This window comes from Spirosoma sp. 209, assembly GCF_002006735.1.
Lineage (GTDB): Bacteria > Bacteroidota > Bacteroidia > Cytophagales > Spirosomataceae > Spirosoma > Spirosoma sordidisoli.
In genome coordinates this window covers 223,168-241,291 of sequence record NZ_MVEC01000005.1, presented here as the reverse complement: position 1 = coordinate 241,291, position 18,124 = coordinate 223,168, and the positions used below count along the sequence as shown (strand labels likewise).

General features: G+C 55.9%; 11 protein-coding genes. 8 read left to right on the top strand and 3 right to left on the bottom strand.

The genetic code is table 11. The annotated features are described in order from the left end of the window. Window positions 1-4 precede the first annotated feature (4 nt). The 3 genes from B1C80_RS10755 to msrA all read right to left on the bottom strand — a co-directional run bounded on the left by B1C80_RS10755 (window position 5) and on the right by msrA (window position 2,756). Window positions 5-1,036, bottom strand: a complete 1,032-nt coding sequence (locus tag B1C80_RS10755) for a hypothetical protein (protein ID WP_077921090.1) — start codon at window positions 1,034-1,036, stop codon at window positions 5-7. Window positions 1,037-1,142: 106 nt separating this feature from the next. After that, entirely contained in the window at window positions 1,143-1,856 is a 714-nt protein-coding gene (locus tag B1C80_RS10750; protein ID WP_077921089.1) for a hypothetical protein, read from the bottom strand. Window positions 1,857-2,078: 222 nt separating this feature from the next. Continuing rightward, entirely contained in the window at window positions 2,079-2,756 is a 678-nt protein-coding gene (msrA, locus tag B1C80_RS10745) for a peptide-methionine (S)-S-oxide reductase MsrA (protein ID WP_077921088.1), read from the bottom strand. A gap of 155 nt (window positions 2,757-2,911) precedes the next feature. Between msrA and B1C80_RS10740 the strand changes: the two genes are divergently transcribed. From B1C80_RS10740 to B1C80_RS10705, 8 genes are all read left to right on the top strand, one after another. After that, the gene (locus B1C80_RS10740) at window positions 2,912-3,508 is read left to right on the top strand and encodes a tRNA-(ms[2]io[6]A)-hydroxylase (RefSeq protein ID WP_077921087.1); all 597 of its coding nucleotides are present in this window, start codon (window positions 2,912-2,914) and stop codon (window positions 3,506-3,508) included. A gap of 156 nt (window positions 3,509-3,664) precedes the next feature. Continuing rightward, a complete protein-coding gene (locus B1C80_RS10735) occupies window positions 3,665-6,664 on the top strand; it encodes a PD-(D/E)XK nuclease family protein (RefSeq protein ID WP_077921086.1) in 3,000 nt (999 codons plus the stop codon). A 575-nt stretch (window positions 6,665-7,239) separates the two neighbouring features. After that, entirely contained in the window at window positions 7,240-10,371 is a 3,132-nt protein-coding gene (locus B1C80_RS10730) for a TonB-dependent receptor (protein ID WP_077921085.1), read from the top strand. A 38-nt stretch (window positions 10,372-10,409) separates the two neighbouring features. Beyond that, window positions 10,410-11,948, top strand: coding sequence for a RagB/SusD family nutrient uptake outer membrane protein (locus tag B1C80_RS10725; RefSeq protein WP_077921084.1), 1,539 nt, complete (start codon window positions 10,410-10,412; stop codon window positions 11,946-11,948). A gap of 89 nt (window positions 11,949-12,037) precedes the next feature. Continuing rightward, a complete protein-coding gene (locus B1C80_RS10720; protein ID WP_077921083.1) occupies window positions 12,038-15,421 on the top strand; it encodes an FG-GAP-like repeat-containing protein in 3,384 nt (1,127 codons plus the stop codon). A 282-nt stretch (window positions 15,422-15,703) separates the two neighbouring features. Further along, window positions 15,704-16,381 carry a response regulator gene (locus B1C80_RS10715; protein ID WP_077921082.1) on the top strand — a complete coding sequence of 226 codons (678 nt, stop codon included), beginning with the start codon at window positions 15,704-15,706 and terminating at the stop codon, window positions 16,379-16,381. Beyond that, window positions 16,378-17,754 carry a HAMP domain-containing sensor histidine kinase gene (locus tag B1C80_RS10710; RefSeq protein WP_077921081.1) on the top strand — a complete coding sequence of 459 codons (1,377 nt, stop codon included), beginning with the start codon at window positions 16,378-16,380 and terminating at the stop codon, window positions 17,752-17,754. Before B1C80_RS10715 ends, B1C80_RS10710 begins: the two co-directional genes overlap by 4 nt. A 56-nt stretch (window positions 17,755-17,810) precedes the next feature. Next, window positions 17,811-18,044: a hypothetical protein gene (locus B1C80_RS10705; RefSeq protein ID WP_077921080.1), complete on the top strand. Its 234-nt coding sequence runs from the start codon at window positions 17,811-17,813 to the stop codon at window positions 18,042-18,044. Window positions 18,045-18,124 lie beyond the last annotated feature (80 nt).

The window sequence follows — 18,124 nt, the reverse complement described above, 5'->3', positions numbered from 1 at the left end:
TTGACTAATCCAGCAGGTTGCGGTAGCCAGCGTCTTTGGGTGGGTTGATCTGGCCGGGCTGGGGCGCGGTAATGGGGTTAGGGGCGCCGGGCGTGTCTAACTGAACCATCCTGAATTCGCCTTTATTATAAGCCTCGAGTAGCGCCTGACCCTTGTCAGACAGAATACCGTTCTGAATATCGACGCCATTGATGAAGTCCATGGATAGGTCCATAGCCCGCTTCATCTCGCCCAGTTTCTGGCTCATGTCGTCCTGGATGTATTCCATCGACTGGTCGAAATAGAACTTCTTGTCCGGATCGCCTTTGAAGATGCTGACCGCGGTTTTGAGCGCGTTTGAGCTTTCTTTGACAATCTGGTACTCGGTTTCCTTGAGCCGGACTTTAATCTCGGTTTCCTTGATAATGTAGTCGGCGCTCTGGTTGACCTTTTCCATGAAGGCCAGCACCATCGTAATATTCCGCTGGAGGGGCAGCAGCTTCTCATTCATTTCCTGCAAGCCCGCTCCCTCGATGGTGGCTAGCTGTGCCTGCTCGCGCATACCGGGTCGGTCGGTCATACCGTTGGCTTTGTTAGCCTCCGCGAATTTCTGCTTGATGGTTTCGTTGTTCTGGCTGATGCGTTTGTTCAGCTTGACCAGCTGGCCGGCCAGCGTATCGATCTGCCCCTGCATCTCCTGCCGCTTCTTACGCAGATCGTCGATGTAGATCTTCATGATTGCGATCGGGTTCAGCTGGATAACGGTGCCGGTTATACTGCGCATGAGCGATTTGAACAGGAAGAAAACTGCCGTTCGCACGTCGCGGCTGGTAACCAGAAAGATCACCACGCCCAGCACGCCCAGCAACAGCGCCAGTTCGAGTACGTTTGAGGTGGCCCGGATCAGAAACTCAATGATCCGGTTGAAGTAAACCAGGCCGAAGCCCGCCACCCCGGCCAGCACGATCATGCCCAGTATGCCTTCGGGACGGCTCCAGAACGAACGTTTCTCTACGTCCGTCTTGCCGCCCAGTTGTGAAAAATCAGGAGTTGCCATGTATTTTGTTTTCGTTTGACAGTGTAATCGGTTCGGTTGCGAATGGCTGCGGGTACGATCAGGCAGTAGGCCACCAGTGGTACCCGGAAAACCGCAAACCGTCTTCCTAGTTCAAATAGCTTTTGATCTTGTCGATATCCGCCTTGATCTGATCCGTAAAGTGAGCAAACGTGGCGTCGTAGCTGGCCCGGTTCTGGGTAATCTTCGTACTCTGCTCCGTTATTTCGCCCCCGATAGCGTTCAGCCGCTGGGTGTTGGCATCGATCTGTTTCTGAATCTCCAGCAGCTGTTTGGCCAGTGCTTCGCTTTCAGCCTGTAATCGCTTCTGTTCGTTCTGCAGCCCCCCAACCCGTTCGGCCAGGGCAGCTTCCACGCTTTTGCTGAAACCATCGCGATCCTTGTTCAGGGCCGCTATGTACTGGCTGGCCGTATTGGTCAGTAGACTCACGTCGGCTTTGCCGCTTAGCGCCTTGAAGCTGGCCCAGGCGGCCTGGTACTGCTTCTCTTCCGTCAGGCCCAGGTTGTTCAGGCTACGCAGGGTTTCCCGAAACTCGAAATAGTCCGGTCCGGGCGGATTGTTCTGGGCCAGCACATCCGCAAAATGCTGCGCAAACTTGGGGTCTACCGTACCGGGGGGCACGGCCGGGGTCGGCGCCGGGCCGACTGGCGATGCGGGCACAGGCTGAGCCGGCGCGGCTGGCCGGGGTTGGGCGTTCGTACTGGCCGGGGCGGTTCCGGCAGCGGTTCCGGGCGCGGCTTCCTCCTCTTTGACGAAGAAACTCAGGATTTTGCGGCCAATCGATTGGTCTGGTTCGGGCATGGGCGTCAGTCGTTGGTTGAAAGACTGAGCAATGTTACAAGGTTCCCGTCAATCGCGCAATATACGTTTAAGCCGAACGGTTCCGGGGCTGTGGAAATGGCCGCAGGACTTGATGATGTACAGCTCGAACGGTTGCAGACTACCCGGTCAGGGGCGGTCCGGACTAGTTGGGAGTAAGCTGGTAAACCAGCCACTGTTCCAGACCGCCCTCGATCGGGGTGTTTAGTTGGGCTTCTTCAGCCAGCTGGCCATGCGTTCGCGGAACTTCTCTACTTTAGGCGTAGACACCGAGCTGACATAAAGCTCGTCGGGGTGGGTATAATAGTAGCCCTGGTGATAGACTTCGGCCGGGTAAAAAGCCCGGAACGGTACGACCTGCGTCACAACAGGTCGGCTGTATCGACCCGATTCATTTTCGCGACGGATGGCGGTTTCGATACTGGCTTTCTCGGCGGGGGTCCGGTAAAAGGCAATGGACCGGTATTGCGTGCCTACGTCGGGTCCCTGCCGATTCAGCGAGGTGGCGTCGTGGCCGATGAAGAAAGCTTTGACCAGCGTATCGAACGGAATGACGCGCGGGTCATAATAGACCTGAATCGATTCGGCATGGCCGGTCTGATCGGTGCCGACCTGTTCGTAGGTGGGGTTCTCCAGCTCGCCACCGGCATAGCCCGAAACGACCTCGCGCACCCCGCGCAGCGATTCAAACTGGGCTTCGGTACACCAGAAGCAACCGGCTGCGAACGTGGCTACGGCTTCGCCGGATTGCAGCTCAGGGAGTTTGGCCGGGCTGGTATCTTTGGGTGAGTTGTTGGTAGATGACTGCTGCTGGCAGCCTGTCATCAGCAAGGCCGCTACCAGCAGGGAAGCAGTGGTCAGAAAAGCACGGGTTGTTGTCATACCTGATTAACACCAATCCGCAGCCGCAGGTTGCAGTGGAATTGATCGAACCATACGAAGCCGAAAGGGGCCGTCGACTGACTGGTAAATAGTCGGCCCGGACCTGTTACCTTTGCTTTTTATTGATGGTCACAGTCTGAACTGGCCGGTTGATTATGAGCTTAACGACGCTTGGTCTCGAACTACCTACTGACCCCCGCTGGGTAAACATCGCCGGGATGAACATCGGCGACATCCTGATCGATCACGCTTACTGCGAGCAGAAAGCGGCTTCATCCTGTATCTCCCTCATCGTCAGTTATTCCGATAAGGAAGAGCTGGTTGAGGTGCTGACCCCCGTTGTAGCCGAAGAATGGGGGCATTTTCAGCGGGTGCTGAAAGAACTCCGGAAGCGTAATATTCCCCTGGGACGCCAGCGCAAAGACGAGTATGTAAACCAGCTCCGCAGCCGACTGCGCCGGTCAACGGGCGATCAGAACGAACAGCTGATGGACAACCTGCTCATCAACGCCCTGATCGAAGCCCGCAGCTGCGAACGCTTCAAACTCCTCTCCGAGCATATTGCCGACGAGAGCCTGCGGAAGTTCTACCGCGAGCTGATGATCTCCGAGGCAGGCCACTACCGCAATTTTATCGAACTGGCCGAAACCTACCTGCCCGCCGACCGGGTCCGCGAACGCTGGAAAGAGTTTCTGGCCGTAGAAGCCGATATTATGGCGAACATGGCCGTGCGGGGCGATCGTATGCATTGAGACTCCTGCTCAGCCGGTTAGCCCGCACAGGGGCCTGAACAACGTTGCCGACGGGGGCGGGGATACCGAATTTATACGGGTCATAGGCCAGATGTCGGGGGTGGGGGCGTTATCTTTACTGATTCACTCACCGACTGTCTATCCGACAAGTACTGAATGACGTTTCTTCAACAAACGGCTCGACGCATTTTTGACACCCACGGTCCCAGTCTCCGCGATGTGTGGGTCATATTGCCTACCCGACGGGCTGTTTCGGTATTTCTGGATGAGCTGGCCGCTTTGTCAGACCGTCCATTCCTGGCTCCGCACGCCCTCGCCGTCGACGATTTTATCACCCAGGCCGCCGGGGTGCAGCTGATCGACTCGGTCAGTCTGGTGTTCGAGCTCTACGAGGTCTTCAAAGAAATCGATCCGCTGGTAGAGTTCGAGCAGTTTATCGGCTGGGCCAATGTCTTGCTGACGGATTTTGACCGGATGGATCAGTACCTGGTCAATCCCCACGAACTGTTTAGCTACCTGACGGCGGCCAAAGCCCTCGAGCGCTGGCAGGTCGACATGCCTTCGTCGGCCCAGCCCCTGGTCGAGACGCCCGGTACAGCCCGGTATTTTAAACTTTTCGAAAACCTGCAGGCTGCGTACCACGCCCTCCACCAGCGGCTCAATGAGCAGGGGCTGGCTTACCGGGGTATGGCCTACCGGCTGCTGGCCGAACAGGTCGAGCCGTTGGTTCGCGACAACCTGGCCTACGAACAACTCTATTTTGTGGGGTTCAATGCCCTCAGCCGGGCCGAAGAGCAAATGATTCGGGTGTTGGTGGACGCCAGCAAAGCCGAACTGATCTGGGATGCCGACCTCTATTATATGGACGACCGGCGGCAGGAGGCCGGGGAGTTTCTGCGCCGGTACCGCGACAATGGATGGTTCTTCTCCCGGCAAAACCACGCCGACCTGCGCAACGACTCGAACAACCTGCTCGGTACCGACAAAAACATCCGTGTTATTGGGGTTCCCAACGCCAGTATGCAGGCCAAAGTAGCCGGCAAACTATATCGGGACTGGAGCGATAACGCCAAGAGGGATACCGGAGAGGAGCAAACTCGGTCAACGCACCCGCGGACGGCGATCGTGCTGGCCGACGAAACCCTGCTGGTGCCGGTGCTGTATGCCCTCGACGAAGGGGTTACCGACCTCAACGTAACCATGGGTCTGTCGCTACGATCGTCGCTGCTGTTTACCCTGGTTGATACCCTGTTTGAGATGCAGCGGACTGTACACGAGTTCCGCACCCGCGACGGGCGGGATTTGCGGATTCCGAAGTTTCACCACCGCCACGTGGTGAAGGTACTCAACCACCCCTTTGTTAAGCAGTACGAACGGATTCAGCAGCTGGAGTGGCCCGGCGGAACGGATGAAAAAGGCGTGGTCGAGCCTCCCGAACCGCTGTTTCAGTGGATTGCCAGAACCATCGTAAAAGACCAGCGCGTTTACCTGACCGAAAAAGAACTTCACGAGCTGGGGCTGAACGATCCGCTGGTTCGGGTGCTGTTTACCCGCTGGCCCAGCGACAACCCCGCTCGCGCCATTCAGACCTTCTACGAGCTGATCGATCTGCTGCGCGATGTGTATCGGGTTAGTCAGGACGCTATCGAAATCGAATACCTCTATCTGTTCTATACGCTGCTGCAACAGCTCGAAACCACCCTCGACCGGCAGCGATCCGACGGGCGAACGACCATCACGCTGAAAAGCTTCCGTCAGTTTTTGTATGAGCTGATTCGACAAACCAGTATTCCGTTCACCAGCGAAGGCCGTAGCTCGCTGCAGATTATGGGGATGCTGGAAACGCGCGCCCTTGACTTTGACCGGGTTATCGTGCTGTCGGTCAACGAGGGCGTGCTGCCACAATCGCGCCGGCTGAACTCGCTGATCCCGTTCGATATTGCCCAGGAGCTGCAGCTGCCTACCTATCGGGAGCAGGAAGCCGTTATGGCCTATCACTTCTACCGGCTGCTCCAGCGGGCCAGCGAAATCGTCCTGATTCATACAACCTCGACGGATGCCTACGGGAACAGCAAAGGGGAGCCCAGCCGGTTTGTACGGCAAATTGAACACGAGCTGGTGCCCCGCTCTCAGGGACGCATCCGGCTTACCAAACCTTCGGTGCGGTTTGGTCCCGTTGGAGCCGATAAGTTACCCGGCCTGACCGACCTCCAGGTGCCTAAAACCGATTCGATCCGGGCCGACCTGATTACGTTGCTGACGACCCGGGGGCTGTACCCGTCGTACCTGAACCAGTTTGTGAGCTGCTCCATGCGCTTCTATTTCAGCCGGCTCGTGAAGATCAGTGAGGAAGAGGATATCGAAGAAAAAATGGGCGTTACGGACTTCGGAAACTGGATGCACCTGGTTCTGGAGCGGCTCGACAAGGAATACCGCCTGCTCAACAAACCCATCGACGAACTCTTGATCGTGCAGTTGCTCGAAGAGGAATTTGCCCGGACTATGAAAGGGCGGGTGATGGAATCGGGCATCAATTTGCTGCTCTACGACCTGGCCAAAAAGCTGATGCTCGATTTTCAGCGGCAGCAAAGTGAGCTGAGCGGGCTTACAGTCATCGGCTCCGAACAGACCCTCGATACCTACATCGATGTGCCCCTGAACGGGCGGCAGCTACACGTTCGGATTGCCGGCAAGATCGACCGGATCGAGCAGTACGGCGGGCAAATCCGGATTGTCGATTATAAGACGGGCAAAGTCGATCTGCCCGACAAAACCCCGAAAGACCTGGCCGACAAACTGCTTAACGATGGGTCGGCCGATAAGATGCGGCAGCTGTGGATGTATCGCTATCTAACCCTCAAAAACATCCGCGACTACGGCGGACTGCCCCGCAATAAAGACATTGCCGACGTGTTTCCTGCCCAGGGGATGACGGTTGAGGCTGGCTTCTATTCATTTCGGGATGTACAGGGCGGTTTCAAGTCAAACCCGGTGCGCTTCGATGAAAACGATGATCCTGAGCAGTACATTCAGGATTCAGAGAATTTACTACGCCAGCTGATCCAGCGCATGTTTGACCCCAGCGAGCCCTTCCGCAAAACCGATCAGCTCGAAACCTGTCAGTACTGCGATTACAAAGGTATCTGCGGCCGATAAGCTTGTCATACTATTTCTTTCCAGGGAGTCGCCGTTAGGTGACTCCCTTTTTATTTCCTGAGGACTGTTTACCTGATCCATATCTATGACATAATGTGGATATAAGTATAAATACTTACTAAATTAATTCATTAGAATTTTTGATACTCTAATAAGTATAATAAGTGATTATACTTATTAGAGTATTTATGTTAAAACTTCTATATGTCAAAGAGTAGTCGAAGAGAGAATTAAAATTGGTATTATTAAATTATTTATTAAAATAACGCTAAATAAATTTAAAAATTTATTTTAAATAAAACAATATAATTAAGGAGTTGACTTTTTCTGTTTTAAGATTAATCTACTTTCTTTGCAACAGGGCCATGCAATCGGTATAAAATAGTATTAATTAATGTATAAATATAATATATAGGTGTTATTGTGTGCTATTTTAACTGTTATCAGCTGCAAAATTATGTATTTAACTCATTTCGAAATTATGTATTAAAACTTAAGTAAAGCGTGATTTATTTGATCTTTCTATAGTGCTTTTTGCTTACCAATGTGCTTTTACTAAAACCTAATCCCTATTTATGCAACAACACGTTACTTCAACAGCGGGCGGTGGTTGTGGATGGCTGAGATCAGTCCGTACCACACTACTGATCGGGCTTGTAATTCTGGCAGGCTCAGCCTTTGCCCAGCAACTGACCGGTACGGTGACTACCGAATCGGGTGACCCTCTACCGGGGGTAAACGTAGTCGAGAAGGGTACCTCGCGCGGGGCTACTACCGACAAAAGCGGAAAGTACAGCCTGTCCGTTAGCCGTCAGGCCACACTGGTGTTCAGTTTCATTGGCTATACCCGTCAGGAAGTCGTCGTAGGTAATCGCTCCGTGATCGATATCAAAATGGTGGTTGACCCGCTGGCGCTGAACGAGGTGATTGTAGTTGGCTACGGTACCCAGAAGAAGTCATCGCTCACGGGAGCCGTATCTTCGGTGACGCCCAAGGACCTGCGCGCACTTCCGGTAATCAGTCCGGTACAGGCGCTGCAGGGGCGGGTGCCGGGTGTTTCGGTCACCAACAACAGTAGCCCGGGTAGCGAACCGGTGGTTCGGATCCGCGGGGTCGGCTCGATCAGTCTGAACCCTAACCCGCTCTATGTGATCGACGGTATTCCTTCGGGTGGCCTGAATAACATCGACCCCAAAGACATCGAGTCGCTGGAGGTTTTAAAAGATGCCAGCGCGGCTGCTATTTACGGGTCGCGGGCGGCTAACGGGGTTATTCTGATTACGACCAAAAAAGGCGCTACCAACGGCAAGCTGACCATTAATGTCGATTCGTACTACGGCTCGCAGTCGGCCTGGCGCAAGCTGGACCTGCTCAACAGCCAGGAGTATATCAAGTACGGTACCGCCCTGCTGACAGCGGCCGGCCAGCCGGTTCCGGGCCGTTTCTCGAACCTGAACGTTCCGATTTATGACGGGGCGTCTACCACCTTTGCGCAGACCGAGACCGACTGGCAGGACGTCATGTTCCGGGCGGCTCCTATCCAGGACCATCAGATTTCTCTGTCGGGCGGCAATGCTACGTCTCGTTTTTATACCTCCCTGGGCTATTTCAGCCAGGACGGTATTCTGCCGTTCACCAATTACAATCGGCAAAGCTTCCGGATCAACTCCGATCATAAGGTCAACAAATTTCTGACCATTGGTCAGACGATGCTGGCGTCGACCGATTTCCGGCGGCTCGAGCGTGATGGCGGTGGCCGCAGTCTGCTGATGAACATCATGCGGATGACCCCGTACTGGCCCGTGCGGGACCCAACAAAAATTGGCGGATTCAGCACAACGGCGCAGGGACTCGACGCTACCGACCCCGAGAACCCGCTGCGCGTGGCCGAGCAGGAGCAGCAGTTCCAGACCGACCGGGGCTTCAAACTGCTGGGTTCGATCTTCGCCGACGTTAAGTTCACCGATTTCCTGCGGTACCGGTTCACGTTCGGAGCCGACTATGCCAATGCACGCTTTAACGGGTTTCTGCCGATCTACAACGACGGTAACCGGAGCCGGGTCATTGCGAACGTGAATGAAAACCGGAGCGAATTTTTCTCGTCGGTGATGACCAACCAGCTCACCTTCGAGAAAACCTACGGCAAGCACTTTATCAACCTGACGGGCGTGGCTGAACGGCAGCGCAGCCAGTCGCGGTCCATCAGCGCCAGCGGTCAGCGGCCCGACAACAACATTCAGGTTATTCAGGGCGTGTCGAACCCGAACGGTAACAGCAGCTTGTCCGAAAACCTGCTGATCTCGTACGTAGGCCGACTCAACTATGAGTTTGCCAGCAAGTACCTGATTGGAGCCTCGATTCGTCGCGACGGGTCGTCGAAGTTTGCGCCGGGACGCAAGTGGGGTACGTTCCCGGCGGTTTCGGCAGGCTGGCGGCTGAGTGAAGAATCATTCATGAAGAATATCCCGGCCATCTCCGAACTGAAACTGCGCGGTAGCTACGGCCAGACCGGCTACAACGCCATTGGTGACTACGACTGGCAGCCGCTCATCCAGGCGAACAATACGATCTATCCGTTCGGGAACCAGACTCAGCTGGGCTCCTACTTCAACCAGCTGGGCAACAGTGATCTGAGCTGGGAGGTTACCACCATGAGCAACATTGGTGTGGACGCATCCCTGTTCAATAACAAAATCAGCCTGAGCGCCGAGGTTTACAGCCGGCAAACCGACGGACTGCTGCTGCGCGTGCCGCTACCCGAATCGCAGGGTTACTCTGTGAACCCGCTGGCTAACGTCGGCAGCATGCGCAACCGGGGTTTTGAACTGACGGCGGGCTATAACTACTCCAGCCGGAACTTCAACTGGAACCTGACCGGAACCTTCGATGTAACGCGGAATAACGTGCTGAGCCTGGCGACGCCAAACGCCAACATCAACTCCGGCTCGAACGCTGACTTCGGCGGGTTCGACATTACCCGTACGGAAGTAGGGCAGCCGATTCAGTCGTTCTATGGCTGGGTGGTCGATGGTATTTTCCAGAGCAAAGAAGAGGTTGACCGCTACAATGGCATCGATGGCGACAACAAAAGTTTCTATCAGAATGACAAGACATCGGCAGGGGATATCCGGTTCCGCGATCTGGACGGTAATGGCAAGATCGATGCCAACGACCGCCGGTACCTGGGCAGCTTCATTCCCAAGTTCAGCTACGGCCTGAACTGGTCGGGTAACTACAAGAACTTCGATTTTACGGTGTTCTTCCAGGGCGTACAGGGAAACAAGATCTACAACGGAACCAAAGTCATCGGCCAGGGACAACTCCGGCTGTTTAACGCCACGACCGATGTCCTTAATGCCTGGACACCCCAGAATACCAACACCGACGTACCGCGCTCGATCAGTGGCGACCCGAACCAGAACTCACGCACATCGGACCGCTTCCTCGAAGATGGGTCGTATCTGCGCCTGAAGAACCTGAGCATCGGCTATACCATTCCAGCCGCCGTCATTGGCAAGCTGACCGGCAACGTGCTGAGCAAAACCCGCGTATACGTGTCGAGCCAGAACCTGCTGACATTCACCAAGTATACGGGCTACGATCCGGAAGTGTCGTCGAGGAACTACAACCTGCTCAACAACGGTATCGACTATGTTCAGTACCCGCAAGCCCGTACCGTTATGGTCGGTATCAACCTGGCTTTTTAATGAACCATTCACTTGCATTTTTGATCTGAAAAGTCATCATGAAAAAGACAATCCTCTGCGCTGCCCTGCTGCTCGGCATTGGCATCAGCTGTAGCGACGACGAACTGAACAAGGTGAACCCGAATGGCGTAACCTTCGATACGTACTTTAACAACGCGGACGAGCTGACGGCCGGTGTAAACTCGATCTACGCGCTGGTTCAATCTAACAGTCTGGTTTCGCGGGAGTGGTTTTTTACCCACGACCTGCGGGGCGACGAAATGGCATCGGGGGGCGGTCAGCTCGAAACGCCCCGTAACCAGCTGCTCATTGGCGTGCACGACACGGGTAACTCGGTGTCGGGTAGTGTGTGGCGGGGCTGGTACCGGACCATTCACCGGGCCAACGTGGTCATTGAAAAAGGCGGCTCCCTGACGAGCGTTACCCCCGCCGTACGCGACCGGCTCCTGGGTGAGGCCCGGTTCCTGCGAGCCTGGGCATATTATGAACTGGCTACGCTGTACGGGGGAGTGCCGCTGTACAAAGAATTTGCCAAGTCGGTCGACGGGGCATTGGGGCGTTCTTCGCAGAAGGAAGTGTATGATTTCGTCATTGCCGACCTGAAGACGGCAGAGGCTGGTTTGCCGACTACCTACGACGCCAGAAACCTGGGCCGGGCCACCAAAGCCGCAGCCCAGACGCTGCTGGCCCGCACCTACCTCCAGCTGGGCGATTACACCAACGCCAAAGCTGAACTGCAGAAAGTAGTCAACTCGGGTCTGTACAAGTTGGTTGATGAATATACGGATCTGACCAACGAAGAGGGCGAGTTCAACACAGAGTCGATCTTCGAGGTCGTCTACGCCCCTTCGGGCGGAGCGTACAACTGGGGTGGCGACAGCGATGGGTCGGCCGTACAGGAAGAAACCGTACGGACGCAGGAATACTCAGCTATCGGCTGGCGTAACGTTATCCCGTCCAACAAAATCCTGAACGCCTACGAGCGGGTGTCGGCCGGCGACGCCAAAAATGATCCGCGCTATACCTTCTCCTATTGGGTAGAAGGGGATAAATTTAACAACGGCACCAGTGTATTAACCCCCGACCGGGTGCAGGGAAATGCCTCGGTTGTCGACGGCAAAACGATAAAGGTCAGCTGGCGTAAATATTCGGTTCTGTACAAGATCGACAACGGCTATGCCCAGAGCGGCATCAACATGCGGATTATGCGCTATGCCGACGTGCTGCTGATGCTGGCCGAATGCGAAAACGAGACCGGTAACCAGGCGGCTGCCATCAGTCTGATGAACCAGGTTCGGGCCCGGAAGTCGGTCAGCATGCCCCCGTACCCGACCAAAAACTATCCCTGTGCCAACCAGAGCCAGGTGTTTGATGCCATTGTCCACGAGCGGATGGTTGAACTGGCAGCCGAACAGGTCCGCAACTTCGACATCATCCGCTGGCGGAAGAACAAGAAGCAGAAGTCGGAGCCGCTGTCGTATTTCATTGCCAACAAGCACGAGTTGCTGCCGATTCCACAGGTTGAACTCGACAATAGCCCGGCTCTCGATCAGAAAGACCAGAACCCCGGCTACTAAGCCCGGCTGATCGTTGGTCCTTAACCCGAGTAGACTCCCTTCCCGAACTGATTTGGGAAGGGAGTTTATGTTAGTAACCTTGCTGGATAATGTATTCCATGCCGAAAGCGCTCGTTCTTTTTAGTATCCTGATGGCCGGTGGTATCGTCGGGTGCCAGCCCAAACCGGAGCCCCTGTTCGATACAATCGAAGCCAGCGAGTCGGGAATCGACTTTGCCAACACCCTGACGCCGTCGGACTCGCTGAATGCGTTTACGTTTACCAATTTCTACAATGGTGGAGGAGTGGGCGTGGGCGATTTTAACCACGACGGCAAGCCCGATCTGTTTTTCACCGGTAATCAGGAATCGTGCCGACTGTACATCAACCAGACACCGGCCGGGTCGTCTGATTTTCGCTTCGCCGACGCTACCGATGCGGCCGGACTCAGAACCCGGCGCTGGTGTACGGGCGTATCGGTCGTCGATATCAACCAGGATGGCTGGGACGATCTGTACGTGAGCGTAGCTGCGCATCCGGCCCTGCGCGAGACTCGCAACCTGCTGTTCATCAACCAGAAAACAGCTTCTCCTACCTTCCGCGAAGAAGCGGCTGCCTACGGCCTCGACTTTGCAGGATACACGACCCAGGCTGCTTTTTTCGATTGTGATCTCGATGGTGACCTCGATGTGTTCCTGCTCAACACAGCCCCCGATCTGCAGAACCCGAATTACCTGCGCCCGGCCATCAACAACGGAACCTATCCGTCTACGGGTCGACTGTATCGTAACGAAGGGTTCGGACCTGCCGGGCACCCGGTCTTTCGCGACGTGTCGACCGCTGCCGGCATCCGGTACGAAGGGCTGGGACTGGGCGTGGTGGTTTCGGACCTGAATCAGGACGGCTACCCCGATCTGTACTGCTCCAACGACTTCATCAGCAGCGATATATTGTACCTCAACAAAGGGGCCAAACCCGACAGTCAGGGAACGTTTCAAAACAGCATCCGGGCCTCGATGGCTCACACCAGCCTGTACGGTATGGGCATCGACGCGGCCGATATCAACAACGACGGGCGCATCGATCTGATGCAGCTGGATATGCTGCCCCGCGACAATGCCCGGCAGAAGATGATGCTGGGCGCGCCCGATTATGACAAGAAAGAGCTGAGCCTGTCGCCCCAGTATGGCTACCAGCTCCAGTACATGCGCAACACCCTTCAGATAAACCGCGGACAGGCCAATGGCGTCCCCACCTTCGGCGAACTGGGTTTGCTGGCTGGCCTGGCCCAGACCGACTGGAGCTGGACAACCCTGCTGGCCGACCTCGACCTGGACGGTTACAAGGACGTATTTGTGACGAACGGCTATCGGAAAAACGTAACCGACCGCGATTTTATCAGCTTTACGGAAGAGTTTGGCACCTTCGGAACCGACCAGGCCCGTCAGGAACAACGGAATAAGCTGCTTCAGAAAATTCCCGAAATCCGGCTGCGCAATTACGCGTATCGCAATCGAAGCAACCTGTCGTTCGAGGATGTATCGGCCAACTGGGGACTCGACGAACTGTCGTACGCGAACGGAGCCGCCTACGCTGACCTCGATAGCGATGGCGACCTTGACCTGATCGTGAACAACATCGATCAGGAAGCGTCGCTCTTTCGTAACAACAGCCGTCAGCGGCTCAAAAACGGGTATCTGTCGCTCGCATTCGAGGGCACCGCTGCGAACCGGGCCGGTATCGGCGCAACCGTAACGGTCTGGGCAGGGGGCAAAAAGCCGGTGCAGCAGGTGCTGGAGCAGTTTCCGGTACGCGGGTATCTATCGTCGGTCGGTAGGGGGCTGGTAATCGGGTTGGGTACGGCGTCCCAGGCAGATTCGATACGGGTCGTATGGCCAGGTGGGCTGACCGAGATGCGGTACCAGGTAGGGGCTAACCAGCGGCTGGTGTTTCGGGCTGCCGATGCCCGATTGCGGCCCGAACGAGTACAACCGTCGGCGGCTCCGCTGTTCGAACGGCTACCTGCCGGCACCGACTTTGTTCATCAGGAGTCAGACTTCGTTGATTTTAAAACCTACCCGGCCCTGCACAAAATGCTCTCGCGGACGGGAGCGGCAGTGGCGGTGGGCGACCTCAATGGCGATGCGTACGATGACATAGCCGTTGGGGCGTCGTACCGGGGCAGTGGGGGAGGCCTACTCTTCGGGCAGGCCGATGGGCGGTTCAGACGAGTCGACTGGATGCCCAATACGCCCATGGAAGTGGGCGCTGTACTGCTGTTTGACGCCGATAACGATCATGATAACGACTTACTGGTTGTCGGGGGGGGCAACGAACGCCCACTGTCGGTAGCGGAAGCATTCCAGCCAGTACTGTATCGAAATGATGGGGCTGGTCGCTTCCAGGCAGTATCTGCGCTGCCCTCACTGGCCGTCAGCAGCCAGACCGTACGGGCCGTTGACTTTGATCGAGACGGCGACCAGGACGTGCTGATTGCGGGTCGGCAGGTGCCCGGCAAATACCCCTTGCCAGCGTCTGGCTACCTCCTTCGTAACGACCGGCAAGCGGGTGGGCCGCTGCGGTTCACCGACGTAACGGCTCAGCTGGCCCCCGACCTGGCCAACCTGGGTATGGTCTGTGATGCGCTGCCGATGGATGTCGACGCTGACGGCGACGAGGATCTGGTACTGGTCGGTGAGTGGATGCCCCTGACGGTGCTGGAGAATCGGAACGGCCGGTTCAGCAGAAAAGCCACGACGCCGTCGGAAACCCCTGACACGTCGGCCGGTTGGTGGAACTGCCTGGCCAGTGGCGATTTTGACAAGGATGGAGATCTGGATCTGATGCTGGGCAACGAGGGGCTAAACACCCTGTACCGGGCGTCGAAAAACGAACCGATCCTGATTTACGGCAAAGACTTCAACCAGGACGGTCTCTTCGATCCTATCATGGGGTATTTCATCAACGGAACCCGATACCCGGCGCTGCCCCGCGATGCCCTGAACCAGCAGGTCATCCAGTTTCGGCGGAAGTTTCTGCGCTATGCCGACTATGCCGAGGCCCAGTTCAGTGACCTTTTTTCGGATCAGGAACTCCAGGATGCTTTTCAGGGGCAGGCCACCGAGCTTCGAAGCTGCTATGCCGAAAACAAAGGGGGTGGGCGATTTACGCTGCATCCGCTCCCCGGTCTGGCGCAGCAGTCACCTATCTTTGGCTTTGTCGTCGCTGACTTCAACCGGGACGGCCATCTGGATGCCCTGGCTACCGGTAATTGCTATACGAACGAAGCAAACATGGGGCGTCAGGATGCGTCGCGGGGGGTATTATTGAGCGGGAATGGCCGGGGGCAGTTTGCAGCGATGGAGGCTGGCGAAACCGGCTTCAGCGTAACGGGCGATGCACGCCGGACGTACTGGCTCCGTAATCCGGACCGGCTGGTGACGGCGCTGAGCAACGGCCCGCTCGTCATGCACACCTGGCGCCGGCCCCGCTGAATACAGGCTGCCATACGAACCCGGTCGAGGCCGGGTTTTGGCCAGAATACCCTTGTAGTCTACTAGTTACATAAAAAAAGCTGGTCGTAGTGCGGCCAGCCTTTTTGGTTTGAATACAACCTGAATTGAAAAAAGCAATGAGTGTGGGAGCCTGTCAGGACATCCGATGAATCAAAATTGGTAAATAGTAAGATTAAATACAACAATTCGGATAGATATAGTTTTCATGGTCCCTGAACAAGAAATTGCAGGTTCCGGTTGGTAGTACTAAACAGCAACGGTATGAAAATTCTGGTGGTCGAAGACGAGCCCAAAACCCTGCAGGCGATTCAGCAGGGCCTGGAAGAAAGTCAGTTTGAGGTAGATGTCGCGTATGACGGGCTGATTGCCAAACGGCTGGCAATGAAAACGACTTATGCCCTGATTATTACCGACGTAATACTGCCTGGCCTGAATGGCTTCGAACTGGTTAACGAACTGCGCCAGCATGGACTAACTACACCGGTTTTACTCCTGACGGCCCTGGGAGAGACAGAAGACAAGATAAAAGGATTTGACGCCGGGGCCGATCAGTACCTGACCAAACCCTTTCAGTTTGCCGAGCTGCTGGCCCGGGTGCGGTCGCTGACCAAACGCAGCACCCTGGTGACCATGACGGCCCAGACACTCCGCTACGCCGGTATCGAAATGAACCTCGATGCCAAGACCGTAAGTCGCGACGGACGGCTAATCGACCTGACCGCCCGCGAATTCGCTCTTCTGGAATACCTGATGCGAAACCAGGGTCGGGTCCTATCGAAACCCGATATTGCCGAACGGGTGTGGGATATTAATTTCGATACGGGTACGAACGTGGTTGAGGTGTATATCAACTACCTGCGTAAAAAAATTGATCGCGACTTTCCCACCAAACTCATTCATACCCAGTTCGGAATGGGTTATGTCCTGAAAGAAGAATGACCATTCGTACACGCCTGACGCTTCGCTTTACGGGCTTGGTTTCGGCCATCCTGGCGCTGACGTTTGCGAGTATTTACGGGTTCTGCTGGTATTATATCTCGTCCGACTTCTACCATCGGCTCGATCGGAAGGCGAGTACATACGGCGAGTTGCTCCTGCGGCAGAAGATGGAACCCCGGTTGCTCCGACGGGTGAGCCAGTTGCGCAAAGATCAGCTGCCCGACCAGAAGATTACCGTTTATAACGTGCGGGATGTGCCGGTCTTCATGACCAACGACGACCTGCGGCTGGGCATGCCGGCGCGCGAGCTACAGGCTATCCGCAAACAGGGTAAACGGGATTTTCGCTGGCAGCGATACTATGTGTCGGGTATCCGGTATCAGGTGCCGGACGGCGATTTTGTGGTGCTGGCTTCGGCCCGAAACGTGTATGGCGACCGGTTTCTGCGCACGATGCTCTGGACCTTTGGCGGGCTTTTTCTGGCGATAGTAGGCATCGTTGCCTTTGCTGGCCGGCTGTATGCGGGCGATGCGCTCGAACCGATGCAGCAGATCGAGGAACAACTGACCGATATCTTTCCAAGAACCATGCACGAGCGGCTCCGGATCAGCCGGGAAGACGATGAGATTAGCCGGCTTTCGGCCACCATCAACCGGCTGCTCGACCGGATCGAAGAGTCGTTTCGCCTGCAGCGCATGTTTGTGGCCAACGTCTCGCACGAGCTGAAAAACCCGCTTACCCAGATCAGTTCGCAACTCGAAGTCAGCCTGCTGAACCGGCGCGAACCCGAGGCCTATCAGCGCACCATCCGGTCGGTGCTGGAAGATGTTGGTCACCTGTCGGCGCTGACCCTGGAGTTGCTGAAACTGTCGCAGGTGAACGACGCCGATCCGGCCCGTCTGCTGACCGATACGATGCGGCTCGACGAGGTAGTCTGGGACGTGCGGGATCATGTCAACAACCTCCTCCCGGCGTACAGGGTGACGGTCGACCTGGGCGAACTACCCGATGATTTTGATCGGCTGACCGTAGCTGGCAGTACGACCCTGATCCGAACGGCGCTGATCAACCTCACCGAAAACGCCTGTAAGTTTGCCTCCGATGGCCAGGCTGCGCTCCGGGTCGAGTTCGAAGGCGACTGGGTCTGCGTCAGTGTCAGCAACCAGGGGCAGCCCATCCCGGCCGATGACCTGCCGTATATTTTTCAGCCTTTTTACCGGGCCAACCCCACCGCCGACGTACGCGGTTACGGGATCGGCCTGCCCCTGGTCGAACAGATCGTTCGTCTTCACCAGGGTCGGCTGTTTGTGCGGTCAGCCGATGGCGAGCCCACCGTGTTTCGGATCGAGCTGCCCCGCCAGCCTGATCTCTAATGAAATTCTAAGGTACAACTTAGCCCATTTTAAGAAGTAGGGGTGAATTTTGGGGTATGTTACGACTCACCGAAAAAGCCCGCCCATCGAACAGGCCAACCGGAAAGGCAGACGCTGATCCGATTCGCTTCGACGATCACCAGCCGCGGCAACAACCGCCCGTTAACCCGCCCGCGCCCGTCCCGGTGAAAAGCCGACGACCCGACTGGCTGTTAATACTGATGATTGGTTTGTTTTTGCTGGCTTTGCTGATCGTGTGGCTCGTTGACATACCGGCGTTGCTGGACTAGTTACTTTTCATAGTTGTTTTAGGTGATATGAATCCTGTCGGTGCTAGAACAACCGGCAGGATCTTTTTATATCGGTTCGT